Genomic DNA, 24,112 nt, shown 5'->3' on the forward strand with positions numbered 1-24,112 from the left:
GCCGATCACGACGAGGTCTTCTCGGGCTCGGCCCGCTCGCGGCCCGCCTCGTACTCGCGCATCTCCTCGACGAGGCTGCGCGGCCGCATGTCGGTCCAGTTCGCCTCGATGTGGTCCAGGCACGCCTGCCTGGTGTCCTCCGCGTGCGCGATCTCCCAGCCCTCCGGGACGTCCGCGAACGCCGGCCACAGCGAATACTGGCCCTCGTCGTTGATCAGCGCGAGGAATCGTCCGTTCTCGTCATCGAACGGGTTGGCCATGATCTCTCCCTGCGGATTCAGAAACCGGCCCATCAATTTCATGCGTCACGATAATGACGGCGACACGTCACTACAAGGTGCCAGAAAATGGACACGCAGCCGTCCAACCGTGCATTTTCACGGTTGGACGGCCGCCTTTTTCGTGCAGTTCTCGGACGGCCGGTCCGGCGCCTCCGGAAAACGGCGCGGAGCCCACCGGACGTCCGATGGGCTCCGCACCGCGGGGTTGCTACGGCCGGCGGGTCACCCGGCCGACCAGCGGGGCTCGCGCTTCTCCGCGAACGCCCGCGGGCCCTCGACCGCATCCCGGCTGTGCATCCGCCGCTCCTCCCACACGTAGCGGGTGGCGAACGCCTGCTCCAGCGGCATGTCGACGGACCGCAGCACCGCCTCCTTGATCGCCCGCACCGCCAGCGGCGCGGCCCGCACCAGCTCGCCGGTCCAGGTCGCGACGCGGTCGTCCAGCTCGTCCGCGGGCGCGACCTCGTTCACCAGCCCGAACTCCAGCGCCCGCGCCGCCGTCATCCGGCGTCCGGTCAGCAGATGGCCCATCGCCGCCTTCAGCGGGATCTGCCGGGCCAGCCGGAACGCGCCGCCCGCGCCGGGCACCAGCCCGAGCCGCACCTCCGGCAGCCCGAACTCGGCGTGCTCGGCGGCCACGATGACATCGCAGGCCAGCGCCAGCTCGAAGCCGCCGCCGAGGGCGTACCCGTTCACCCGCGCCAGGACCGGCTTGGTCAGCGCGAACCGCTCGGTGAGCCGGGGCCAGCCGGGCTGCCCGCGGCTCCCGAACGTCGTGGGCGGCGCGCCCGCCGCGTTCAGCCGGCTGCGCTCCTTCAGGTCCTGCCCGACCGAGAACGCGCGGTCGCCCGCGCCGGTCAGGACGGCAACGCGGACGGCGTCGTCCGCCTCGACGTCGTCCCAGACCGCGGCCAGCTCCTCGTGGGTGCGCAGGTCCATCGCGTTGAGGACGGCCGGACGGTCCAGCGTCACGTACGCGACGTGGTCCTTCTTCACGTACCGGACGCGGGGGCCCTCGCCGTCGACATCGCCGGTGCCATCGACTTCGCCGGTGCCCGGGGCGCTCACGCGGTACGCCCGAAGCGGCCGACCTTGGCCAGGACGTCCTGGCCGTAGATCCGCAGCGCCTGCTGCAGGGCGAACTCCGCCATGTACCGGCGGAACTCCTCAGGCGGGTCGTCGGCGAGGTTCAGCATCCGCCGGTTGGTGACGACCGCCGCGCCGCGCATCCGGTCCAGGCTCCGCGCGATGGCCGCGTCCATCTCCGGCGGCTCCACCACCTCGTCCACCAGCGTCTCCGCGGCCGGTTCGGCGGCGCGGATCCGCCGTCCCGACAGGATGATCTGCCGGGAGATCCGCGGGCCGGTGGCGCGGGTCAGCCGGTAGTTCGACGCGCCGGGGATGATGCCCTCCTGCGCGGCGGGCAGGCTCAGGTACGCGCCCGCCTCCGCGATGACGTGGTCGAACGCCTGCAGCAGCTGCATGCCGCCGCCGATCGCGAACGCGTCCACCGCCGCGACCCACGGCATGTCCACGGTCGGCCACTGCCACGCCGCGCCGTCCGCGCCGTCCGGCACGCGCACGCCCCGCACCAGCTTGGCGATGTACCCCAGCTCGCGGCGGAGCAGGAACCCGACCAGCGAGATCTCCCCCGCGTGCAGCCGCTTCAGGTTGATACCGGCGCTGAACACCCGGCGGCCCCGGTAGCGCGGGTGGCTCATCTCGCCGCCGCGCAGCAGGCCCACGCCCACGGACGGGTCGAGGTGCGCGAGGTCGACCGCGGTCTCCATGTCGTCGACCTGGCGTTCGTCCTCGGCGTTCAGGCAGTCGTCCCGGCACATGGTCAGGTACGCCACCCCGTCGCGACGCTCCAGCCGGACGGCCTCCATGTCCAGCGTGCCCGTCCGGGCGAACTCCGGCAGCAGGTCCAGCGCCCGTCCGGTCGGCGCCAGCATCGCGTCGAGCAGGTGCGGGCCCGCCACCGGGGAACGCAGCACGCCGCGCAGGAAGATGCCCTGGTCGATCTCCAGGCCCTCCTTGTCGGCCTGCGCCCGGGTCCGTTCGGCGGCGAGCCGCGCCGCCGTCGGCACCAGCCCCGGGAACGTCTCCGCCGCGGCCTCCACCAGCGCGTCGATCCGCAGGTCGCGGGTCCGCCCGGCGGTGAGGACGGCGTACACCGCGGCGGCGTGCGCGTCCATGAACCGGGTGCGGGCCGCCCGCGCCCGGTCGTGCGCCGCGGCGGCGGCCGTCCGCTGCGCCGCGGACCGCGCCGCCGGTTCCGGCAGCCCGCGCAGGAACGCGTCGGCGTCGCGCAGGACGCCGCCCAGCGCGTCCCACGCGCGGCCCGCCTCCCCGGCCAGTGCGGTCCCGGCGGGCGCGGCCGAGTGATCGATCGTCACGACGCGGCCTCCCGCTCCAGCCGCAGCGCCCGGTCGCACGCGGCGAGGTGCGCGCCCAGCGCGTCCTCGAAACCGGTCGTCACCGCGTCGAACATCAGCTGCCGGCGGATCGCCAGCTCCGGTCCGGCGAACCCGCCGAACCGGGCCGCCGCCTCCGCCACCGCCGCGTCCGGGTCGGCGGTCATCTCGTCGACCAGGCCCGCCGCGACCGCCTCCGCCGCGCCCACCGGCGCACCGAACAGCACCGTGCGGCGCACCGCCGCCGCGCCCGACTGGTGCGCCATCCGGAACAGCGCCATCCCCGGCCAGGTCGCCGCCCCGGCGGTGCCCGCGACCAGCCGCGCGTCCGGCTCCGCGATCCGGACGTCGGCCACCAGCAGCGCGTCCAGCGCCGGGCCGCCGACGTTCCCGGCCGCCACCGCCACCGTCACCGCCGGGAGCCGCTCCAGCCTGCGCAGCGTCCGCTCCCACTTCGTGACCAGCGAGGTCGTCAGCCCGTCCCGCGAGGGGCCGGGCGCGCCGCCCGCCGCCAGCACCACCAGGCCGGGCCCGCCGGGGCCCTCCACCAGGTCGCACAGCTCGCTCAGTTCCCGGACGACCGCCGGCGACAGCGGCGCCGCGCCGTCGATCCGCACCGCCGCCCGGGCCGTTCCCGTCGCCTGCGTCATGCCCGCTCCCGTCGTCGTCGCCACCCGTGTCACCACCGCACCAGCGCGGTCTCGATCGTCGAGCCCGGCCCCATCGTCATCAGGACGCCGTAGTCGCCCGGTTCGACCGCGTTCTCCTCCACGAGCCGCTCGTAGGAGAACAGGAACGAGCCGCTGGACACGTTCCCGTAGTCGCGCAGCACGCCCGTCGTGTGCCGGACGTCGTGCCGGTTCAGCCCCAGGTTCACGACGACCGCGTCGATCACCTTCTTGCCGCCCGAGTGGACGAGCCAGTGCCGGACGTCGCCGCGCCGCAGGCCCGTCCCGTCCAGCAGCCGGTCCACCGCGACCTCGGCGTTCGCGCCGACCACGTACGGGATCTGCGGGTCGAGGAAGAAGCTGAAGCGGCCCTGGTCGCGGTCCCAGTCGTAGCGCATCGCGTCGAGCGCCTCCGGAATGAGGGTGCTGGCGAACCGCAGCACGCGCGGCCCCGGCGCCCGTCCGGCACCGCCACCCCCCGCGGGCGGCCCCGCGGGCGACCCGGCCCCGGCGTCCGGCTCGGCGACGAGCGCGACGGCCGCGGCACCGTCCCCGAACAGGCTGTTCACGACCGCCGTGCGCATCGTGCCGTCCAGCGCGTACGCCGCCGAGCACGCCTCGGTGCACAGCACCACCGCCGGCTCGCCCGGATGCGCCGTCGCCCACCCCGACACCACGCCCAGCGCGTTCAGGCCCGCGTTGCAGCCCATCCCGACGATGTCGGACCGGCTGCAGTGCCGGTCGATGCCCAGCGCGCGGATGATCAGCGCGCTGAGCCCCGGGGTGAGGAACCCCGTCGACGTCACGCAGCACAGGTGCCGCAGGTCCGACACCTGCATGTCCGCCTGCTTCAGGCAGCTCTCCAGCGCCCGCACGCCCATCTCGACGGCCAGCCGCTTGTGCTTGTCGAGAAGGTCGCCCTGCGGCTCGGACTCCCGCCGCCCGCCCGCACCCGGCGGCGGCAGCGCCAGGTACCGGCTCTCGATCGCGCTGTTCAGGAACACCGAGCGCACCTTCGGGTCGGTGACGCCGATCTCCTCCAGCACCTCACGCTGGGAGTAGGACGTGGCGCCGCCGGCCGTCCCGACCCCCACGATCCGCGGGACGAACGGGTTCGGCGCGGCGACGTCGGGGCGCGGCGCCTCGGTGCGTAAGTCGTCCCGGGATAATTCCATGTCCATGGTCATCGGAAGGTCCATCCCCACATTCTTGGTCTGCTGCGAAAATCTCCGCGTTGCGGCCCGGACAATTTCGACCCTTCTCTCGCGTTCCTCACAGGGGCACGTTTCCGTGCTTGCGCTGCGGCCCGGCCCGCCGTTTCGTGCGGAGCATCGCCAGGCCGCGCGCCACCTCGATGCGCGTCCGCACCGGATCGATGACGTCGTCCACCAGGCCCCGCTCCGCCGAGTAGTACGGGTGCACGAGCCGCCGCGTGTAGTCGCCGACCAGTTCGGCGCGGAGCCGTTCCGGGTCGGGCGCCGCGGCCAGCGCGCGGCGGTGGATCACGTTCACCGCGCCCGCCGCGCCCATCACCGCGACCTCGTTGCCCGGCCACGCCAGCGACAGGTCCGCGCCGACCGACCGGGAGTCCATCACGATGTACGCGCCGCCGTACGCCTTCCGCACGATCACCTGCACGCGCGGGACGGTCGCCTCGCAGTAGGCGTACAGCAGCTTCGCGCCGTGCCGGATCACCCCCGCGTGCTCCTGCTCCACGCCGGGCAGGAACCCCGGGACGTCCACCAGCGTGACCAGCGGGATCCCGAACGCGTCACAGAACCGGACGAACCGCGCGGCCTTCTGCGCCGCGTCGGCGTCCAGCACCCCGGCCATCGCCATCGGCTGGTTGCCCACCAGGCCGACGGCCTCGCCGTCGATCCGCGCCAGCGCGCAGATCACGTTCGTCGCCCACCCCTCGTGCAGTTCCAGCGCCGTGCCCTCGTCCACCACCTCGTCGATCACCAGCCGCATGTCGTACGGCCGTGCCGGATCGACCGGCACGATCTCCGCCAGCGCCGGGCGCTCCTCGCGCTGCGCGCCCGTCCCGGGCGTCGCGGGCGCGGGTTCGAGGTTGTTGGCGGGCAGCAGCGACACCAGGTACCGGACGTCCTCCAGGCATGACGCCTCGTCGTCGTACACGAACGTCGCGACGCCCGACGTGGAGCCGTGCACCCGCGCGCCGCCCAGCTCCGCGTGCGTCACCCGCCGCCCGGTCACCGCCTCGACCACGTCCGGCCCCGTCAGGTACAGCTGGGCGGCGTCCCCCACCATGAACGTGAAGTCGGTCAGCGCGGGCGAGTACGCCGCACCGCCCGCGCACGGCCCGCACACCACGCTGATCTGCGGGATCACACCGGACGCCTGCACGTTGCGGAAGAAGATCCCGCCGAACCCGTCGAGGGCCGTCACCCCCTCCTGGATCCGTGCCCCACCGCTGTCGTTCAGCCCGATCAGCGGGGCGCCCGCCGCCAGCGCGAGGTCCATGACCCGGTGGATCTTCGCCGCGTGCGCCGCACCGAGCGACCCGCCCGCGATCGTGAAGTCCTGCGCGTACACGAACACCCGGCGCCCGTAGATCTCCCCGGACCCGGTGACGACGCCGTCCGTGTGCGGCCGCCGCTCGTCCGGCCCGCCGTCCGGCCTCCGGTAGAGCCCGACCTCGGTGAAGGACCCCTCGTCCAGCAGCATCGCCAGCCGCTCGCGCGCCGTGAGCTTCCCGAGCGCGTGCTGCCGCTCCACCGCGGCCGGGTTCCCCGCGACGATCCCGGCCCGCAGCTCCGCGGCCCGCCGCCGCAAGCCGTCCATGGACCCCGCCGCCACCCCGTCGGCCGCCCCGGACGCGACGCGGTTCACGGCGCCGTTCGCGACCCCGTTCGCGACCCCGTTCGGAGGCGCTCCCGCCACGCCGCCGGACGCGGTGGCGGGCGCGCCGCCGGACGCACCTCCGGGCGCGGTGGCGGGCGCGGTGGCGGGCGCGGTCTCGTAGGCGCGGGGCGTGGTCTCGGGGGCGGGGACCGGAGGGACGGCGTGGTCGTTCGCGGTGGTCATCGGGCCTCCCGCCGGCTGCGGACGCTCTCGGACTCGATGAACCGGACGAGGCGGGCGATCCCCTCATCGATCTCCGCTGGGGCCAGGTAACTCGTCGACAGGCGGAGCCGGTCGAGGCCGCCGCCCTCGGGATGGAACTGGGTCATCGGGGTCCAGATGACGCCGAAGTCGCGGGCGGAGCGGGCCAGCGCGGCGTCGTCGGCGTCGAAGGGGACCTGGACGGTCAGGAAGAAACCCCCGGACGGGGCGGTCCACCGGACGCCCAGCGCGGCGCGGCGGGCGGCGGGGAGCTCGCGGTCGAGACGGTCCAGGGTGGCCCGCATGGCGCGGCCGTAGTACTCGGCGGCCTCGGCGTTCAGCCGGGAGACGCGGCCGTCCGCCGCGAGCAGCGCGCCCGCCACGGCGGCCTGGCTCAGCGACGGGGTGTTGACCGTCACCATGCTCTTGATCTTGGCGAGCTCGGCGGCCAGCGGCGCGGCGCGGCCGGTGCCGTCGGCGACGGTCTGGTCGGCGACGGCGAAGCCCACGCGGGCCCCCGGGAACAGGGTCTTGGAGAACGAGCCGACGTGCACGACGCGCCGGTCGCGGTCGAGGGACTTCAGCGTGGGCAGCGGACGGCCGGGGCTCACCAGCCGGTACGGGGTGTCCTCGATGATCAGCATGTCGTGGTGGGCCGCGAGGTCGAGCAGGGCCCGGCGGGCCGGCAGGTCGACGGTGGCGCCGGACGGGTTGGAGTGGTCGGGCACCACGTAGAACGCCCGGGGGCGGCGCCCGGCGGCGCGCTCGGCCAGGATCGCGGCCTCGAGCGCGGCGGGGCGCGGGCCGTCCGGTCCCTCGGGGACGGCGGTCACCGGGACGCCGAGAATCCGCGCCGCGCCGGTGAAGCCCACGTAGCAGGGGGTGGACGCGAGCACGGAGTCGCGCGGCCCCGCGGCGAGCGCCCGCAGCACGAGGAGCATCGCCTCCTGGGCTCCGACCGTCACCACGATCGCCTCGGGCGGGACGTCGATGCCCTCGTCCGCACGCAGCGAATCGGCGATCACGTCCCGGATCCGCCCCGCGGTGGGACCGTACTGGAAGAGCTCGGTGCGCAGGTCGTCCGGGGTCGCGCCCGTACCGGCCCGGTGGTCGAGGTAGCGCCGGACGTACTCGAAGATCTGCTCGTTGTCGAAGAACCCGTCGTAGGGGCGGCCGGGGGCGAAGGAGATCGCGTCGGGGTGGCGGAAGGTGATCTCGTTGAGGAAGTTCATCGCGTCGAGCACCGGGTCGGCCAGGCTCGGGTGCAGTTCCGCCACGTGCAGGTCGGCTCCGGACCGGTTCGCGGCGGGCGGCGCCGCCTGCTCGACCCGGACGCACGAGGCGTCCACGTCGGAGATCGTCGCGGCGCCGGCGAACGCCATCGCGGCGCGCAGTTCCGCGACGATCCGGGCGGTGTCGGCGGCCGGGTCGAGGACGACCGCGTCGGCGCCGAGGGCGAGCGCGGCAAGGACGTCGGCCCCCAGTTCGGCACCGCCGTCGAGCAGGATCGGGCAACGGCGCGCGACGGCGGTGGCGACCCGCGGCAGGGCGTCGAGCGCGGCGCTCCCGGCGGAGCCGGCGACGATCAGCCCGGCCGCGCCCCGCTCGACCGCCCGCACGGCCTCCGCGGGGGTGCCGACCTGGGCGAACTCGACGGTTCCGGCCTCGAGTGCGGGTTCGTCGGGGTGGCCGCGCCGGATCTGGACGGGCCTGTCGGTCGTCTCGGCGACGAGCAGTGCACCGTCCGGACCGGCGATCGGCGCGGTCCAGGTACGGCCGAGGATCTTCACCGCGGTGTCGGGCGGGCCGGTGGGCGGGCGGCGGCCCGGCCGCAGCCCGACGGCTGCGAAGGCGGCCCGGTCGATAGCGCCTTTCATAACGCTTCGCTCCCGGCGGGAGCGTGCGCCGTGATGGTGTGTGCTAGCACGTCGAACCCCAAACGGAATTGGATGTCGTGGCTTCCCGGCGCGGCAAGGATTACATGGACGCATGGCAGCGACAAGGGCGCCAAAAAAGGGTGTCCAACCGAAAGAATTGCGCGGTTGGACAGGCCCGCGCCGCTCCGGGCCACCGTCCCCGGATCACCTGCCGGGGCAGGCGCCCGGCCCGGTACCCCCGATCGGATTCGAACCGACACCACAACCCTTTTAAGGGGTTTGCCTCTACCAATTGGGCTACGAGGGCAAATGAATGCTAGCCGGTGCGCGCGAACGGGTCATGCGTCCAGCGCCGCGGGCCGGCGAGCGCGTTATCAGGCGAGAAAGCCGCGCAGCGGAATTCCGGCCAGGTCCAGCGGGAGGTCGGTCCGGCGGTTGATCCGCAGCTTGCGGTAGACGCGGGTCAGGTGCTGCTCGACCGTGCTGGTGGTGACGTGCAGGCGCTTCGCGATCTGCCGGTTGCTCCAGCCCTCCGCGGCGAGCGCCGCGACCCGTCGTTCCGCGTCGCTCAGCTCGGTGAACCGGTCGGCACCGGGCGCCGGCGTTCCGGCGCGTTCGGCCGGGGCGCCCGGGCCCAGGTGGCGGCCGATCCCGGCCGCCCCGCACTCGGCGGCCAGCGCGGCGGCCCGCCGCTCCAGCTCGCGGGCGCGATGCGGCCGCTCGGTCCGGTGGCACGCGGCGAGACCGGCCAGCACCCGCGCCAACTCCAGCCGGTCCCCGGCGCGTTCCGCCGCCCGCGCCGCCTGGCGGAGGGTGCGCGTCCGCTCGTCCGGGACGGCCGCGGCCAGCACGCGCAGCGCCCCGGCGCGGGGCCGCGTGCGGCCGTCCGGCAGGCGCCGGATCTCCTCGCGGACGAGCCGCGCGGCCGGTTCGGCGTCGCCCACCGCCAGGTACGCCCGGGCCAGGTCCGTCCGCCATGGGACGAAACCGGGCAGGTCACAGCCCCACGTCCGCATGAGGTGCCCGCAGAGCCGGAACTCGGCCGCGGCGGTCCGCGCGCGCCCCACCACCAGGTGGTGCTCGCCGCGGGCGCGCAGGAAGGGCAGGACGAACGGGCTGTGCAAGGTCGCGTCGGGGAGCGGCCGGTCCAGCCACCGGCCCGCCGCCACGTGCTCGCCGCGCGCCACGAGCGCCTCGACCAGGACGCCCATCGGGATTCCGGCGAACACCCCGAAGCCGCCGGGCGGCACCAGGTCGAACGCCCCGAGCACGTGCTCGACAACGCCGTTCAGGTCGCCGCGCCTTGACCGGATCAGTGCGCGCGCCACGAGGTACAGCGCCGCCATCAGCGGCGGGGGTTCGGGGTCGGAACGCTCCAGCGCGTCGCACCAGTGCTCGGCTCGCTCGACTTCACCGACATGGACGAGCGCCGCGAGTGCCGCGACGGGTGCGCACGTCCCCGGTGCGGACGCGCGCTCCCCGAGGACGTGCTCGATGTGCGCGACGGCCACCCGGTGCTCGTCCTCGTGCAGGGCCGGATGGGTGAGGAACTCCACGAACGTCCCGAGCAGGGTGTCGTCCTCCGCAACGGCCCTCACCCCCCGTGCGGACGGGAGGTTCTCGGCTGGCACACGCGGCGCGGGGGGCCGCGCCGGGGATCTCTTCACCGCCGAACCACGGGAGGCGCGGGCGCGGGTGGGCGGTGCCGCCGGGCCGGGCCGGGCCGTGCCGGGCGGGGCGGGCTCGGTGCCGTCGCCGGACGGGGCCAGGCCGGGGAACGCGCGGGCGAGGCGGCGTTCCACGGTGCCCGGTGCGGCTCCGGCGCCGTCCAGTTCGCGGGCGTCGTCCACGCGGCCGAGCCACATCGCCCAGGCGGCCAGCCTGCCGGCGGCGTCCGGGGGCAGGTGGCCGGCCCGCAGGGCGGCGGACAGTTCCGGCAGGTGGCGGATCGCGCGTTCCGGGTCGGCCTGCCATTCCGCGCACGCCAGGTCGAACAGGATGGCGGCGCGCTCGGGCTCGCCGGGACGGCCGCGCAGCGCGAGCCGCAACCGCGCGACCGTCTCGGGCCGGCCGGCGGCGCCGGAGATCGGCCCGGACGCCTCCCGTAGCACGGCCAGCGCCCACGGTCCGGGCACCCGGTCCGCGGCGACGAGCCGGTCGGCGATCTCGGCGGCGGGCGCCCCGGCCCGGTGCAGCAGTTCGGCCGCCCGCAGCCGGAGCGCCCGGCGCCGGTCCGCACGCATGCCGCCCAGCACCGCGGCCCGTACGGCCTCGTGCCGGAATCCGCCGCCGGTCGCGGTCGGGCCGGTCGCGGTCGGGCCGGTCGCGGTCAGGCCGGTCGCGGCCAGCACCTCGCCGGTCAGCGCCACCGCCCGCGCGTCCAGCCCGACCAGCTCGCCGGCGCCCGGACCGGACGAGCGGGGCGGCAGCACCGCGAGGCCGCGGGCGAGCGGCATCGCCTCGCACCGCTGCAGGCAGGTGAGGACCGCGCGGCGGAACGCCTCACCGAACACGAGCTCGGGGGGGTGCGCGGCCTCGGACGCCCGGTGGTCCTCGACGAGCGCGTGCACCAGCAGCGGGTTGCCGCCGGTGGCGCGGTGCCACCCGCCCGCCAGCCGACGGACCGTCAGCGGGTCGAAGTGCCCGGACAGGACGGCCGCGACGCCGTCCCGGGTCAGCGTCCGCAGCCGCGCCCGGTGGACGCGCGGGCCCCGCAGGAGCTCGGCGTGCGGCAGGGGGGACGGCGGCGCGGCGCGCACGCACTCGGTGAGGACGAGCATGATCCGCGCGGAGCCCGCCCGGCGGACGAGGTGGTGGAGGAACCGCAGGGAGGCGGGGTCGGCGTGGTGGACGTCGTCGACCGCGATCACCAGCGGCGCGCGGTCCGCGGCCGACAGCAGCAGCGCGCCGAGCCCGCGCAGGACCTCGGCGGGGACGGCCGCGCCGCCGACGGGACCGCCGGACGGGGAGCGGCCGGGGTCCGCCGCCGCGGCGCCCTCCTCCAGCAGCCGTTCCGCCTCCTCGAGCTGCGCGGCGCGCAGCGCGGGCCCGCCGAACAGCCGACCGGCCGCGCTCAGCGGGAACCCGTGGTCGGCGCGGGACGCGGCGGCGGACAGGAAGGTCGCCCCCGCCTCGACCGCCCGCTCGCCGAATTCATGAACGAGCCTCGTTTTACCGGTTCCGGCCGGTCCTTCCACCAGGAATACCGCGCCGTGCCCCGCGCGGCTCCCGGCGAAGACCGCGTCGAGCCGGGACATCTCCTCCGTACGCTCGACAATGGGCATGCGAGCGCTCGCCTCCCCCGAAACTCCGGACAGCGCTAACGGGAGGCCGCCCCCACGGCGGCGGTGGCCATCCCGGGAGCTGCCTCGAGTCACCGGCGAATGACTGGCGGCATGGGTGTGCCCTGGTGGGGCGACGGTTCAATATTCGCACCGGCGTCCAGGCAAGACCAATGACATCATGCATACAATACATTACTTAGAGCCAAGAACCCAGTGCCTACCTGGCCCCTCTCGGATGATCCAAAGTATGGCCGGATCCAGCCAACTCATTAAGCAACCCCGAGCACACTTTCTGCACAGATCAATTCCGCCGATGCACGAACCCGAATACCCGCTGCCCCCTGCGACCGCCCCGCACGCACGCCCCCCGGAATGGGTGCTCCGGCGGTCGCGCCGCTCCGTTACGTCCCTGTGACTCCGTCCGTGGTCTACTCCGCTTCGCGGGCTCACCGCCTGCGTAAACGATGACGAGAGGTGTGTTCGCGCATGGCACAGGGGATCCGGGCGGCCCGCCGGGACGGGCGCCCGAGCGGTCGGGAACGGGAGTCGGCCAGGCTGTCGGACCTCTTCACGGCGTCCCTGGACGGACATCCCGCCATCGCGGTCATCGTCGGCGAGCCGACCATGGGAAAGAGCACGCTGCTGCGCGGATTGACCGATCGGGCCACCGCGTCGGGCGTGCTCGTCCTGTCCGGGGTGCCCTTCCCCGACGATCAGCGGGTCCCGCTTTCTCTGCTCCGCAATATGATCAGCGGAGCGCCTCCAGAGACGGCCCGGGCATTGCGGCCGCTCCTGGAGGAGGCGGTGCACGCCGTACCCGCGGCCGAGTGGAACGTGTCTCCGGAAATCCTCCCCGCCGCGGCGGTCGCGCCTTTCCGGCGGATCGCCGGGCGCATCCTGCGGCGGTCCGCCGGAACACCGCTGCTGATCACGGTGGACGGCGTGCACGGCGCCGACGCCGCGTCCCTGCATTTCCTCGCGCATCTGGCGCGCGCCGTCCGGGAAACGGCGCGCGTCATGATCGCGCTGACCGAACGCGCCGGCCCGGACGGCCCGCCGCCGTGGTTCCGCGCCGCCCTGCCGAACGACCCCCGGGTCACCGTCCTGCGCCTGCGGCCGCTGTCCCGCGCCGAGCAGGCCCGGCTGCTCGCCGCCCACGCCGCCGCCGTGCCCCTCGACCGGTGCGACGCCGTCACCGGCGGCAACCCGCTGCTCGTGCGGGCCGTACTGGAGGACGCCGGGCACGTGCGGGGCGCCGTCCCGGGCGCCGCGTACGCCGGGGCCGTCCGGACGCTGCTGGAACAGGCCGGTCCGCAGGCGACGGCGATCGCCCGGGCCGTCGCGCTCGCCGACGGCGCCGTCCCCGCCGCGGCCTTGGCCCGGCTGCCGGGCGCGGAGGGCGCGCGGGCGCCCCGCCTACTCGACGTGCTGACGGCCGCGGGGCTGCTGGCCGACGGCCGGCTCCGCCATCCGTCCATGGGGGCCGCGATCCTCGACGGCACGCCGCCCGCCGACCGCGCCGAGCTGCACCGGGCGCTCGCCGGGCTCCTGCACGAGCAGGGCGCGCGCGCGGTGACGGTGGCCGGGCACCTGCTGGCCGCCGCGCCCTCCGGCGGCACCCGGCCGGCCGCGCCCTGGACCGTCCCGGTGCTGGTGGAGGCGGGCGAACGCCACCTGGAGGACGGCGACCCGCGCACCGCCCTCGGGTGCCTGTCCCTCGCGCGCCGCCTCTGCGGGAACGAGCGCCGCACCCCCCGCATCGACGGCGCGCTCGCCCGCGCGCACTGGCGCATCGATCCCGCCGCGATCGTCCCGCTGCTCCCCGCGCTCCGGAACGGGGTGCGGGACGGCCTGCTGCGGGGCGACGATGCCCAGCGCGCGGTCTTCTACCTGCTGTGGTTCGGGCGCGGGCGCGAGGCCGACGAGCTGCTGGTGCGGCTCGCCGACCGGCCGGGCGCCACCACCCGGACGCCGGGGGCGGCGCGGCTGCTGCTCGGCGTCGCCCCGCCCGGAACCGACGCCGCGCCGCCGCTGTCCCCGGGCTCCGGGACGGCGGAGCCGGGGGTGCGCGCCTCCGCCGCGCTGGCCGCGGTGCTCGCCGGCGACGTGAGCGGCGAGGCGTCCGGTGAGATCGCCGAGACGGCGGAGCAGATCCTGCGGAACGCGGCGCGCGGTGCCTGGGCGCCGGGCCCGGTGACGACGGCCCTGGCGACGCTGCTCTACGACGACCGCGCCCGGGCGGCGGCGGACCGCTGCGATCCGCTGCTGGCCCGTGCCGCGACCCGGCACGACCCCGCCGCGCACGCGCTGCTCGCCGCGATCCGCGCCCTCGCGTGCGTCCGGCTCGGCGATCCGGCCGGCGCCGAGCGGCATGCCCGGACGGCGCTCGCCCGGATCTCCCCCGCGAGCTGGGGCACGGCGATCGTCCTCCCGGTCTCCGCGCTCGCGATGGCCCTCACCGCGATGGGCCGCTTCACCGAGGCCGCCCGGCAGCTGCGTCCGCCCGTCCCACCGGACGCGCTGCGGACGCCCATCGGGCTGCACCATCGGCAGGCGCACGCGCACCTCCTGCTCGCGACCGGCCACACGGCCGCCGCGCTGTCGGAGTTCCAGGCGTGCGGGGAGCTGATGCGGCGGCGGGGCGTCGACGTCCCGGGCCTGGTCGCGTGGCGGATCGGGGCCGCCCACACGCTGCTGGCGCGCGGCGACCTCGCGGCCGCCGCCGCGCTCGCCGCCGAGCAACTGGAGCGGGTGCGTCCCGGGCCGTCCCGGGCGCGGGGCGGCGCGCTGCGGGCGCTCGCGCTGGCGACCGGCGCGGGCGAGCGCCCGCGGCTGCTGCGCGAGGCGGTGAAGTTCCTGGAGCACAGCGGGGACGCGGCGCAGCTCGCGCTCGCGCGCGCGGAGCTCGCCCGCGCGGAGCACGACCGTCCGGACCTCCGCTGGCCGGACCACGGTGGGCCCGGCCCCGGCCGCCCCGTGGGCGCCGGACCGGACGGCGAGCGGCGGCCCGCCCACCGGGCCGGCCCGCGCACGGGCCCGACCGGCGGCGGGGCCGTCGCCGAGCTCACCGGCGCCGAGCGCCGCGTCGCCGCCCTCGCCGCCGCGGGCCGCACCAACCGGCAGATCGCCGCGGACCTGCTCATCACGGTCAGCACCGTGGAGCAGCACCTCACCCGCGTCTACCGAAAGCTGCACGTCGGCCGCCGGACGGAGCTGCCCGCACGGCTGCGGGACGCCCCGCCCGAGCCCGGCCACGACCGTCCCGCGGTGACGACGTCGTGAGCGCCCGTCCCCGGACGCGCCCCCCGACGCGTCCGGGGACGGGCACGTCAGGATGCGTCCGGGAGCTGGCGTTCGACGGTCGCCGCGAACTCGGCCCACCGCTGCGCGCAGTCGCGGGCGAGCTGCGCGACGAGCGCGCCGCAGTGCGTCGGGACGCCGTCGATGAGCGCCTCCCACTCGCCCGGCTTCACGGTGTGCAGGCTGAGGAGCAGGAGCAGCCTGCGGCCCGTCTCGCTGAGCCGCAGCGCCGGATCGGTCCGCAGCCGCTGCACCACCGCGACCTGGTCCGCGCCGGCCCGCGGCGGGGCCGCCGCGGCACGGCCCGCGCGCAGCGCCAGCGGCACCGCGGCGGGCGCCGGCACCGGGGCCGGGGCCGACCGCCCCGTGGCCAGCGGATCCTCGCCCCGGCGCAGCCGGTTGCGCACGTCCCGGGCCGTCTCGGGCGAGATCCCGACCGCGCGGGCCACCTGCCGCAGCGACATGTCCGGGTTGCCGCTGATCAGCTCGGACGCCCGCCGCCGCCGCTCCGCCCCGTTGACCGGGCGGGCCCGGCCGTCCTGCCCGACCCGGACCGCGGCGGGTTCGCCCCCGGCCCGCCTCCTGATCTCGGCCACCGTGCCCGGCGCCATACCGGTCACGGACGCGATCATCCGATTCGACCACTGCGGATGGGACGCGACAATGCGCTCGGCCGCCCGCTTGCGGTCGGCCATCGGCAGCGGCAGCCCGTGCGCGACGTTCGCCCGGACCGCCAGCACGAACGCGTCGTCCCCGTCCCCTTGGAAGAGGCGCGCCGCGATCGTCGCCGCGCCGCGCCGCGCGGCCGCCCGCACCCGGTGCCGGCCGTCGAGCACCGCCATCGTCGGCCGGTGCACGATGATCGGCGGCAGGTCCTCCTGCACCGCCGCCAGCGCCTCGACGTGCTCGGCGTCGATCCCGCCGCGCCGCGGCGATTCCGACATCGTCAGTGCGGCCAGCTCCACTCTGACCACCGGCAGGTCGTCGACCTGCCCCAGTTCGGTCTTCAATGGCACCCCCTGGTTCACCATTTCCGGCTGGCACCGAGGGAGTAATCCCGAAATCGAATCGCTTGAATTACCGGCCGATCCGGTACATCGATTCATTTCGGCTGGAGATCGACCTGATGGCGAGCCGAAGTCCCGCTCCCTCGGAGCCTTGCCAACGTTAGTCAGGGGTGCGCGAGCCCCAGCACCCCTACTCGACCCCTATTCGGCCCCTACCCCCTAGCAGGGCGGGACCACCAGGCCCGCGGCCGGAGCACGCACCGCCCGGACAGCCGATCACGGCATGATCACGGAGAGTGGTGGAGAATTTTATGCCTCGGGCATCAATAGTTCCACCTGTTTTTCCGCCGGGCCGCGTCGGCGCCGTTTCGGCCGCCCCAGGCCATCGGACGCGGGCGACCGTTGCCGCCCGGACGCAGGCGAAAGTTCCACGCCCGGAGCCCGCCGAGAATGGAACCGGAGAAGGCGAGACCCGGCCCGGTGCCCCGTCCGCCGAACGGGAATGCGACGGGTGCGGCGCGCCGGTCCGGGACTCGGGCGACGTCCGGAAGGCGCGGATCGGGAACCCGTGCGCCCGCTCCGTCCGCCGGCGTCCGGCCGGAGCCGGTCAGGCGGTCAGGCGGTCAGGCGGTCAGGCGGCGGCGCGGGCCGCCCGGACGCGGCGGTGGCTCCAGATCAGGAGCCCGGCGAGGATGCAGCCGGAGAGGATCAGGCCGGATCCGGTGCTCCACCCGCTGAACGGGAGCTTCTCGACGAGGCCCCACGCCACGCCCGCGCCGACCAGGGCCAGCGCGGTGAGGACCGACCCCGTGATGCGCCACCAGGACGTCACGCTCTCCTCGGCCGCCCGCATCGCCGCCTTCTGGACGGGCTCGACGTACCGCTCGACCATGGGGAACTCGCGAGCGAGCACGAGCAGCCCGGCCAGGACGAGCAGTAGCCCGGGGCCGGGCAGGACGAGCAGGGCGACGCCGGTCAGCGTCAGGAGTGCGCCGATGACGAGCGCCACTCCGCGCCGCACGTGTCTGGCCATGCTCGGTCCTCCATCCGGCCGACGACAAGAGGACGTACCGCGGACATGGGGACGTCCCTGCAGGAGTCACGCTATGCGACCGGAGGCCCTGCGCGTTACCCGATCTTGCCGGACGTGCCCGTGCTCGCACCGGGGCGCCGTCCTCACCCTGGCCACCCCGCCATATTCCTATGTGTTCGACCAGGATGATCTGAATAACGGGAGCATTTTTCTTTGTGATATCGAACACTCCGCCACCGACCAGCCAAAATAGGAAATACATACCCACGTCTCCCTGAATGTAGTTCTTGACATTGAGCTTCACCGAAATGTGATCTAGCGTCGGTCGGGTGCCGCCCGACGCGTGCTCCTCGGGGCCGCGGGACCCGGCGCGGGGCGGTGCTGCCTACCGAGGGTGAAAGGCGTCAGCATGCTCAAGGTGATCGGTGCGGGCTTGCCGCGAACGGGGACGACGTCGATGAAGGCGGCCCTGGAAAGGCTCGGGCTCGGGCCCTGCCACCACATGTTCGAGATCCTCTCCGACCCGGCGCAGGCCGAGCGCTGGAGCCGGACCGCCGACGGCGGGCCCGTCGCCTGGGACCGGGTGCTGGACGGGTACGCGTCCTGCCAGGACTGGCCGTCCAGCGGGTACTGGCGCGAGCTGGCCGCCGCCTACCCGGACGCGAAGATCGTGCTGACCGTCCGCGACCCGAGCCGCTGGCACACCAGCTTCACCAACCTGCTGACCGACAGCCCCGCCGCCAAGGACCCGGACGAGCTGCCCGAGGCCGCGCGCCCGGTCGCGCTCGCCATGCAGCGGATGCGTCCCGTCCTGGACCGGCACGGCCGGGACCTGTTCGGCGACGGCTGGAGCCTGGAGGACGGCGTGCCCGGCGAGGACGCGGCGGTCGCGGCCTTCGAACGGTACGTCGAGACCGTGCGGGCGGAGGCGCCCGCCGACCGGCTGCTGGTGTTCGACGTGCGCGAGGGCTGGGGCCCGCTGTGCTCGTTCCTCGGGCTCGAGGAGCCGGACGAGCCGTTCCCGCACCTCAACGACAGCGACGGGCTCAAGAAGGTCTTCGGCACCCTCATGACCGACGGGCACGTCACCGTCCCCTCCCAGGCCGCGTCCCCGGCCGCCGAGGGCGACGTCCCGGCGGCGAACGCGTAGGACGGCCCGGCACCCGGCGGGGGCGCCGGGCCGTCAGCGTTCGAGAAGGTAGTCGGCGGGGTCGAGGCGGCGGGTGCGGCGCCGGTAGCCGGTCATGAAGCCGGGCCAGTTGTTGGTGTTGCGGCGCTCCTCGTCCAGGTACCAGCTGTCGCATCCGCCCTGGTTCCACACGGACGCGGCGAGGCGCCGCTGGGTCGCGGCGTCGAACCGGTCGAGGACGTCCGCGCGGACCTCCAGCGACGCGACCCCCGAGGCCAGCAGCCGGGCCGCCTGGACGATGTAGGCGGTCTGGCTCTCCAGCATGTGCACGATCGACCCGGACCCGACGTTGGTGTTCGGTCCGTACATGAGGAAGAAGTTCGGGAATCCGGAGACGGCCATGCCCAGGTAGGCGCGGGCGCCGTCCTTCCACGAGGCGTTCAGCTCCCGGCCGTGCGGGCCCGTGACGCGCATCGGCGCGACGAAGTCCTGGGAGCGGAAACCGGTCGCCCAGATGATGGTGTCGACGGCGTGCCGGCCGCCGCCGGACGTCCGGACGCCGTGCTCGGTGATCTCCTCGATCGGACGGTCGACGACGCGGACGTTCGGGCGGTTCAGCGCCGCGTAGTACTCGCTGGAGGTCAGGATCCGCTTGCAGCCGGGCTCGTAGCGGGGGGTGAGCCGGTCGCGCAGTTCGCGGTCGCGCACCGAGCGCAGCGCGAACCGGCAGAGGGCGCGGACGGGCAGCGACAGGGCGCGGCGGCCGCGCGGGAACACCAGGCTCGGGTTCAGCACCAGCTCGAACCAGAGGAAGATGCCGAGGCGGGACAGCCGCTGGACGGCGGGGACCCGGCGGTTGAGCGTCTTGCGCGGGCGCGGGTACACGCGGTCGGGCTTGCGGCTGATCCAGTGGGACTCGACCTGGAACACGGTCAGCGACTCCGCGCGCGGCGCGATCAGCGGGACGAACTGGACCGCGCTGGCGCCGTTGCCGACGACGGCGACGCGCGCGCCGTCCAGGTCGTGCCCGTGGTCCCAGCGCGCGGAGTGGAACGCGGTGCCGGCGAAGCCGTCCGATCCCGGGATGGGCGGCACCGCGGGGTTGGACAGCTGGCCGCAGGCGGCCACGAGCAGGTCGTGCTCGGCGGCGCCGCCGCCGGCGGTGTCGAGGCGCCACCGCCCGGTGTCCGCGCGGAAGACGGCGCCCGTGACCTCGGTCCGGAACCGGCAGTGCTCCAGCAGGCCGTACTTTCTGACGCAATGTCGGAGATACTCCAGAATCTCGGGTTGCTCGGCGAATCGGCGCGACCAGTCGGGCTTCGGTTCGAAGGAGAAGGAGTACAGGTGCGAGGGGGCGTCGCACGCCGCACCCGGATAGGTGTTGGCCAGCCAGACGCCGCCGGGCCCGGCGGCTTTGTCGTAGATCGTGATGTCGTCGAATCCGGCCCGCTTCAGGCCGATGGCCAGGCCGATGCCGCTGAACCCGCAGCCGACGACGGCGATCGACACGTCCCTGCGCCCCATGCGCGACTCCCTGCCGTCCGGACGGACGGGCGGTGCGAACGGCGCCCTCGGGACGCCATAACCGACATGTGTGTCGGCTAGAGTGCAGGGAAACCAGGAGGGGAGTCAAGCCATGGGCGAAGGTCCGCCGAAGACGCGGATGCGGGGCCCGGCGCGCCGGGCGCTGATCACCGCGGCCGCCCTGGAGGTGTTCGCGAGCAAGGGCTACAACGGGGCGTCGCTGGGCGAGATCGCCGCCGCCGCGGGAGTGGCGCGGACGGTGCTGTACGACCACTTCCCGTCCAAGCGGGTGCTGCTGCTCGCGGTCATGCAGGAGCAGAACGCCGCCCTGGTCGAGCACGTCGGGTCGCGCATCGCCGGCAGCGGACCGGCCGAGGCCAGGATGCGCTCGACGATCGACGCGTACTTCAGCTTCGCGCAGAGCAAACCCGCTGCCAGGAGGCTTCTTTTCGACCGCACCGACGAGGACGACCCGGAGATCCGCACGGTCCGGCAGGGCATCCGGGAGTCGCGCACGCACGCGGTCGCGGCGCTGCTGGCCGGTGACATCCGCACGGTCGGCGTCGAGCCCGGCGAGCCGATCGCCGAGGCGATGGTCGAACTCCTCATCACCGGCCTCGACGGCGTCGCGCAGTGGTGGGAGCGCAACCCCGACATGCCCCGGTCGATGCTGGTCGAGGGCGCGATGCGGCTGCTGTGGACGGGGCTCGGGAACGCCGAGTAAGCGGCCGTCCAGGGGACGGCGACGACGATCGCGGCCGCCGCGGGGCTTGACGCCCCGCGGCGGCCGCCGCATAGTTGGGGACCACTTAACCGACATCAGTGTCGGTTAGCGCAACCACCCCCCGAGGAGTGCGCAGTGGACGACAGGACCACACCCCCGACCACCTCCCCGAGCACATCCCCGAGCCCCGCGGACGGCACCGCCCCGCCCGTCCCGGCGGCCGCCCCTCCCCCGGCGCGACCGGCGCCGGTGACGCGACGGCTGCCCGTGCCGCCACCGGCGCCCACGGCGACGACGGTCCGGGCGGCGTCGACCGGCGCCGGTTCGTCGCCGGGACGCTCGCGGGCGCCGGCGCCCTCGCGGTCGCCGGGACCATCGGCGGCGGGCAGGCCGCCGCGGCGCAGCGCGCGACCCGGCGCGCACCGGCCGGACGCCGCGCGGCCGGGCGCCGCGTGGTGGTGTTCGGCGGCGGCATGGGCGGGCTGACCGTGGCGCACGAGCTGGCCGAGCGCGGGTTCGAGGTCACGATCTACGAGCGGAAGGCGTGGGGCGGCAAGTGCCGCAGCATGCCCGTCCCGGGCACCGGATCCGGCGGGCGGCAGCCGCTGCCCGGCGAGCACGGGTTCCGGTTCTTCCCCGGCTTCTACCAGAACCTCCCCGACACCATGAGCCGGATCCCGCTGCCCGGGGGCGGGAACGCGGCGGGCAACCTGGTCGACGGTTCGGAGGTCGCCGCGTTCTACAACGGCACCAAGTTCGTGCTGCCCGCGCGCGGCAGCATCATCGGCACGCTCAGCCCCGACTCGCTGCTGACGTTCCTCAAGACCGCCCTGGACGTGGGCGGGAAGGTCCCGGTCTGGCAGGTCGGGTACTTCCTGCAGAAGATGATCGCGTTCGTCACCAGCGGTCCGGAGCGGCGGCTCAAGCAGTGGGAGCACATGAGCTTCGCCCAGTACGTCAACTCCGAGAAGATGTCCAAGGAGTACCAGGAGCTCCTGGTCGACATGTTCACCAGCACGCTGGTGGCGGCCAAGCCCGACAAGGCCGGTGCCCACACCATGGGCAAGATGGCCGAGGCATGGGTCTACAGCACGCTGGGCCTGGGCGGCTACAAAGCCCCCGACCGGCTGCTGAACGCCCCCACCAACGAGGCGCTGATCGACCCCTGGATGGCGCACCTGCGCTCCCTCGGCGTCACCTTCCGGGCCGACGCCACCCTCACCGAACTCACCGTCGCCGGCGGGAAGATCAGCGGCGCGACGATCGAGGGCGCGGGCGGTGCGAGCACCGTGGAGGCCGACCACTACGTCCTGGCGGTGCCGGTGGAGCGCGCCGTCCCGCTGCTCAACGACGCCATCCTGGCCGCCGACCCGTCCCTGCGTTCACTGCGCGACCTGGTGACGGACTGGATGAACGGCATCATGATCTACCTGCGGCAGCCGATCAGCCTCGCCAAGGGCCACGTCGCCTACACCGCGCAGCCCTGGGCGCTGACCTCCATCAGCCAGGAGCAGTTCTGGAAGAAGGACTTCCGCGCCACCTACGGTGACGGGCAGGTCGGCGAGTGCCTGTCCATCGACATCTCCGCCTGGGACCGCAAGGGCATCCTGTACGGCAAGACCGCCCGCGAGTGCACCGACGAGCAGATCTTCAACGAGGTCGTCGCGCAGATCCGCGGGGCGCTGCCCTGGGGCGGGATCCTCCTCAACGACCTCAACATCCACTCCTACTTCATCGACCCCGCCATCACCGGCAACGGCACCCCGCAGGTCGCCAACGACGAGCCCCTCCTGATCAACAGGCCCGGCTCCTGGTACCACCGGCCCGAGTCCACGACCGGCCTGCCCAATCTGTTCATCGCCTCCGACTACGTCCGCGCCGACATCAACCTGGCGACCATGGAGGCCGCCAACGAGGCCGGCCGCAAGGCCGCCAACGCCATCCTGGACGCCTCCGGCGCCGGCGGCGACAAGGCCGAACTGTTCAAGATGTACCTCCCCGGCGAGTTCCAGGGCTTCTTCGACGACGACGACGCCCGGTTCGCCGCGGGCCTGCCCAACCGGTTCGACCTCTGGGACCCGCACAAGCCCTGATCCGGAGCCGTTCCTCTCCGAGCCGCCGCTCGCGGCCCGCAAGCGCCCCCGACCCGCCGGGCCGCGAGCGGCCGGAAGGCAGACCCATGCAAGCCCACCCCCACCACGTGCTCGCCGTCCTGTCCACGGGCCTCTACTTCGGCGGGCTCGCCTACTTCAAGCTGGCCGCCGCCGGGATGCCCCCGCTGCGCGGCGACCGTCCGCACCGGCTGGCGGGCGCGCTGCTCGGCAGCCGGCTGTGGCTGACCGGCGCCGTCGTCCTGGTCGGCGGCGCGAGCGTCCAGGTCGCGGCGCTGACCGGGCTGACGCCGGGCGAGGCGCAGCCGATGTTCCTCGCGGGCCTGGCCGTCCTGCTCGTCTTCGCGGTGCCGATCCTCGGCGAGCGCCTCACCCGCCGGGAGTGGGGCTGCGTGCTGCTGCTGGCCGCCGCGACGCTGCTGTTCACACGGGACGCGGCCGACGGGGCGGCCGCGCCGAGGCCGGGGGCCGCGGCGGACGCATCGGGGGCGGCGGCGCCGGGGACCGCGCTCCTGCTGGCGGTGGTGCTGCCGTCGCTGCTGGCGCCGTCGGTGATGTTCCTGACCGTCGAACGTCCCGGCAAGGGCGTCCACGCGCGCCCGCTGACGGGCGTGTCCCTCGCCGTGAGCGTCGGCCTGCTCACCGGGACCGCCGAACTGATGCTCCTCGGCGCCGCCGACCTCGGCGCGTCCCCGCGCGCGCTGGCCGCGTCCCCGTACCCGTACCTGTTCGTTGGCACGGCCCTGCTCGCCTTGGGCCAGTTGCAGATCGCGCTGCAGCGGTGCCGGCTGGTGATCGTCGGGCTGGTCGCGACGGCCACCGCCAAGACCTACCTGCTGCCCATGTCGGCCGTCCTCTACGGCGGCCCGTGGCCGGACGCGCCCGGCGCGCTCGCGCTGGGCCTGTCGGTCGTGGCCGTCGCCGCCGTGCCCTGGCACGAGCCCGTCAGGCGGGGGACGCCGGAGCCGCCGCGTCCTCGGGGGGACGCGGCGCCTCGTCCTCCAGCAGGCGGGGGAAGTGCTCGATCAGGTTCAGCAGGACCTCCTGCAGGATCAGGTGGACCTGGGCCCTGGTCAGCCGCCCGGTCTTGAGCCACTCGCGGCTGGTGGCGACGGCCATCGCGGCGTAGCCCTGGAAGGCGGCGCGGATCTCGGGACGGTCCCGCGACAGCGGGGTGAGCCCCACGACCTCGGTCATGTGGTCGACGGCGCGGTCCCGGCCCTCCTCCAGGATGCGCTCGAGATCCTCGTCGCCGCCTGAAGTGGTCATGTCGAGGGCCGCGACCCACGTCTCGCGGTTGCGCTCCAGCAGTTCCAGCCACGCGTCGAGGCTCTGCGCGACGCGCTCGCGGACCCCCGCGCCCTCCACGAACGGCGGGATCGGGATCGGCGGGACGCTCATCATCTGGCTCACCGCCGCCAGGTACAGGTCGCGCTTGGTGCCGAAGTAGTGGTTCAGCAGCCCGCGGCTGACCCCCGCGGCCGCGGCGATCTCGGTGTTGGACACCTCGGCGTAGGGGCGGCGGCTGAACAGCCGGCGCGCGCACGTCAGGATCTGGTCGCGCCGCTCGTCCGGTTCCTTGCGGACGCGCCGCGGCGGCGCCGCCTCCTCCGGCCCCGCGCCCGTTGCGTCCTGCCCCATGCGTGCCCTCACCGTCCTCGCCCGTCCGGCCCCCGACGATACCGGCCGTC

At 74.7% G+C, this 24,112-nt stretch carries 16 protein-coding genes and 1 tRNA gene; 4 read left to right on the forward strand and 13 right to left on the reverse strand.

From position 1 onward, the window contains the following. Nucleotides 1-5: 5 nt before the first annotated feature. The 9 genes from F7P10_RS10100 to F7P10_RS10140 form a co-directional block, all read right to left on the reverse strand. Entirely contained in the window at nucleotides 6-260 is a 255-nt protein-coding gene (locus tag F7P10_RS10100; protein WP_151009106.1) for an MbtH family protein, read from the reverse strand. Between the two features lie 243 nt (nucleotides 261-503). Further along, entirely contained in the window at nucleotides 504-1,349 is an 846-nt protein-coding gene (gene dpgD, locus F7P10_RS10105) for an enoyl-CoA-hydratase DpgD (RefSeq protein WP_151009107.1), read from the reverse strand. Continuing rightward, entirely contained in the window at nucleotides 1,346-2,680 is a 1,335-nt protein-coding gene (dpgC, locus tag F7P10_RS10110; RefSeq protein ID WP_254716525.1) for a (3,5-dihydroxyphenyl)acetyl-CoA 1,2-dioxygenase DpgC, read from the reverse strand. The genes dpgD and dpgC overlap by 4 nt, the downstream gene beginning before the upstream one ends. Next, complete coding sequence (gene dpgB, locus F7P10_RS10115; RefSeq protein ID WP_151009108.1) at nucleotides 2,677-3,348, reverse strand: enoyl-CoA-hydratase DpgB; 672 nt, start codon at nucleotides 3,346-3,348, stop codon at nucleotides 2,677-2,679. Before dpgB ends, dpgC begins: the two co-directional genes overlap by 4 nt. A 29-nt stretch (nucleotides 3,349-3,377) precedes the next feature. After that, nucleotides 3,378-4,565, reverse strand: a complete 1,188-nt coding sequence (gene dpgA, locus F7P10_RS10120; RefSeq protein WP_254716526.1) for a 3,5-dihydroxyphenylacetyl-CoA synthase DpgA — start codon at nucleotides 4,563-4,565, stop codon at nucleotides 3,378-3,380. 73 nt (nucleotides 4,566-4,638) lie between these two features. Beyond that, nucleotides 4,639-6,171 carry an acyl-CoA carboxylase subunit beta gene (locus F7P10_RS10125; RefSeq protein ID WP_218040653.1) on the reverse strand — a complete coding sequence of 511 codons (1,533 nt, stop codon included), beginning with the start codon at nucleotides 6,169-6,171 and terminating at the stop codon, nucleotides 4,639-4,641. Between the two features lie 239 nt (nucleotides 6,172-6,410). Further along, complete coding sequence (locus tag F7P10_RS10130) at nucleotides 6,411-8,309, reverse strand: aminotransferase class I/II-fold pyridoxal phosphate-dependent enzyme (protein WP_151009110.1); 1,899 nt, start codon at nucleotides 8,307-8,309, stop codon at nucleotides 6,411-6,413. A gap of 233 nt (nucleotides 8,310-8,542) precedes the next feature. Next, nucleotides 8,543-8,616: transfer RNA gene (locus tag F7P10_RS10135), tRNA-Leu, on the reverse strand. A 67-nt stretch (nucleotides 8,617-8,683) separates the two neighbouring features. Next, nucleotides 8,684-11,593 carry a LuxR family transcriptional regulator gene (locus F7P10_RS10140; protein ID WP_151009111.1) on the reverse strand — a complete coding sequence of 970 codons (2,910 nt, stop codon included), beginning with the start codon at nucleotides 11,591-11,593 and terminating at the stop codon, nucleotides 8,684-8,686. A 486-nt stretch (nucleotides 11,594-12,079) separates the two neighbouring features. Here F7P10_RS10140 and F7P10_RS10145 point away from each other — a divergent pair, with 486 nt between their 5' ends. Further along, on the forward strand, nucleotides 12,080-14,875 hold the full coding sequence (locus tag F7P10_RS10145; protein WP_151009112.1) for an AAA family ATPase: 2,796 nt from the start codon (nucleotides 12,080-12,082) through the stop codon (nucleotides 14,873-14,875). A 47-nt stretch (nucleotides 14,876-14,922) separates the two neighbouring features. Here the strand turns inward: F7P10_RS10145 and F7P10_RS10150 are convergent, their stop codons facing one another. Continuing rightward, nucleotides 14,923-15,903, reverse strand: a complete 981-nt coding sequence (locus F7P10_RS10150; protein ID WP_254716527.1) for a ParB N-terminal domain-containing protein — start codon at nucleotides 15,901-15,903, stop codon at nucleotides 14,923-14,925. Between the two features lie 628 nt (nucleotides 15,904-16,531). After that, nucleotides 16,532-16,933 carry a PGPGW domain-containing protein gene (locus F7P10_RS10155; protein ID WP_151009114.1) on the reverse strand — a complete coding sequence of 134 codons (402 nt, stop codon included), beginning with the start codon at nucleotides 16,931-16,933 and terminating at the stop codon, nucleotides 16,532-16,534. Between the two features lie 409 nt (nucleotides 16,934-17,342). On the opposite strand from F7P10_RS10155, the gene F7P10_RS10160 reads away from it, so the two are divergent. Next, the gene (locus F7P10_RS10160; RefSeq protein ID WP_176611391.1) at nucleotides 17,343-18,083 is read left to right on the forward strand and encodes a sulfotransferase family protein; all 741 of its coding nucleotides are present in this window, start codon (nucleotides 17,343-17,345) and stop codon (nucleotides 18,081-18,083) included. 33 nt (nucleotides 18,084-18,116) lie between these two features. On the opposite strand, the gene F7P10_RS10165 is transcribed toward F7P10_RS10160, so the two are convergent. Next, complete coding sequence (locus tag F7P10_RS10165; protein WP_151009115.1) at nucleotides 18,117-19,586, reverse strand: NAD(P)/FAD-dependent oxidoreductase; 1,470 nt, start codon at nucleotides 19,584-19,586, stop codon at nucleotides 18,117-18,119. Between the two features lie 112 nt (nucleotides 19,587-19,698). Here F7P10_RS10165 and F7P10_RS10170 point away from each other — a divergent pair, with 112 nt between their 5' ends. Further along, on the forward strand, nucleotides 19,699-20,310 hold the full coding sequence (locus tag F7P10_RS10170; RefSeq protein ID WP_151009116.1) for a TetR/AcrR family transcriptional regulator: 612 nt from the start codon (nucleotides 19,699-19,701) through the stop codon (nucleotides 20,308-20,310). 128 nt (nucleotides 20,311-20,438) lie between these two features. Further along, nucleotides 20,439-22,403, forward strand: a complete 1,965-nt coding sequence (locus tag F7P10_RS10175) for an FAD-dependent oxidoreductase (RefSeq protein ID WP_254716528.1) — start codon at nucleotides 20,439-20,441, stop codon at nucleotides 22,401-22,403. Between the two features lie 963 nt (nucleotides 22,404-23,366). Here F7P10_RS10175 and F7P10_RS10180 read toward each other — a convergent pair. Then, nucleotides 23,367-24,062 carry a TetR/AcrR family transcriptional regulator gene (locus tag F7P10_RS10180; RefSeq protein WP_151009117.1) on the reverse strand — a complete coding sequence of 232 codons (696 nt, stop codon included), beginning with the start codon at nucleotides 24,060-24,062 and terminating at the stop codon, nucleotides 23,367-23,369. Between the last annotated feature and the right edge of the window lie 50 nt (nucleotides 24,063-24,112).

Origin of the sequence: Actinomadura sp. WMMB 499, from assembly GCF_008824145.1 — a bacterium.
Lineage (GTDB): Bacteria > Actinomycetota > Actinomycetes > Streptosporangiales > Streptosporangiaceae > Spirillospora.

Bases quoted from the DNA above. Each gene is read 5' to 3' on its own strand.
- F7P10_RS10130 (WP_151009110.1), bottom strand. From the start codon at position 8,309: ATGAAAGGCGCTATCGACCGGGCCGCCTTCGCAGCCGTCGGGCTGCGG.
- F7P10_RS10180 (WP_151009117.1), bottom strand. From the start codon at position 24,062: ATGGGGCAGGACGCAACGGGCGCGGGGCCGGAGGAGGCGGCGCCGCCG.
- F7P10_RS10100 (WP_151009106.1), bottom strand. From the start codon at position 260: ATGGCCAACCCGTTCGATGACGAGAACGGACGATTCCTCGCGCTGATC.
- F7P10_RS10145 (WP_151009112.1), top strand. From the start codon at position 12,080: ATGGCACAGGGGATCCGGGCGGCCCGCCGGGACGGGCGCCCGAGCGGT.
- dpgA (WP_254716526.1), bottom strand. From the start codon at position 4,565: ATGGACCTTCCGATGACCATGGACATGGAATTATCCCGGGACGACTTA.
- F7P10_RS10165 (WP_151009115.1), bottom strand. From the start codon at position 19,586: ATGGGGCGCAGGGACGTGTCGATCGCCGTCGTCGGCTGCGGGTTCAGC.
- F7P10_RS10170 (WP_151009116.1), top strand. From the start codon at position 19,699: ATGGGCGAAGGTCCGCCGAAGACGCGGATGCGGGGCCCGGCGCGCCGG.
- F7P10_RS10160 (WP_176611391.1), top strand. From the start codon at position 17,343: ATGCTCAAGGTGATCGGTGCGGGCTTGCCGCGAACGGGGACGACGTCG.
- F7P10_RS10155 (WP_151009114.1), bottom strand. From the start codon at position 16,933: ATGGCCAGACACGTGCGGCGCGGAGTGGCGCTCGTCATCGGCGCACTC.
- F7P10_RS10125 (WP_218040653.1), bottom strand. From the start codon at position 6,171: ATGGACGGCTTGCGGCGGCGGGCCGCGGAGCTGCGGGCCGGGATCGTC.
- F7P10_RS10140 (WP_151009111.1), bottom strand. From the start codon at position 11,593: ATGCCCATTGTCGAGCGTACGGAGGAGATGTCCCGGCTCGACGCGGTC.
- dpgB (WP_151009108.1), bottom strand. From the start codon at position 3,348: ATGACGCAGGCGACGGGAACGGCCCGGGCGGCGGTGCGGATCGACGGC.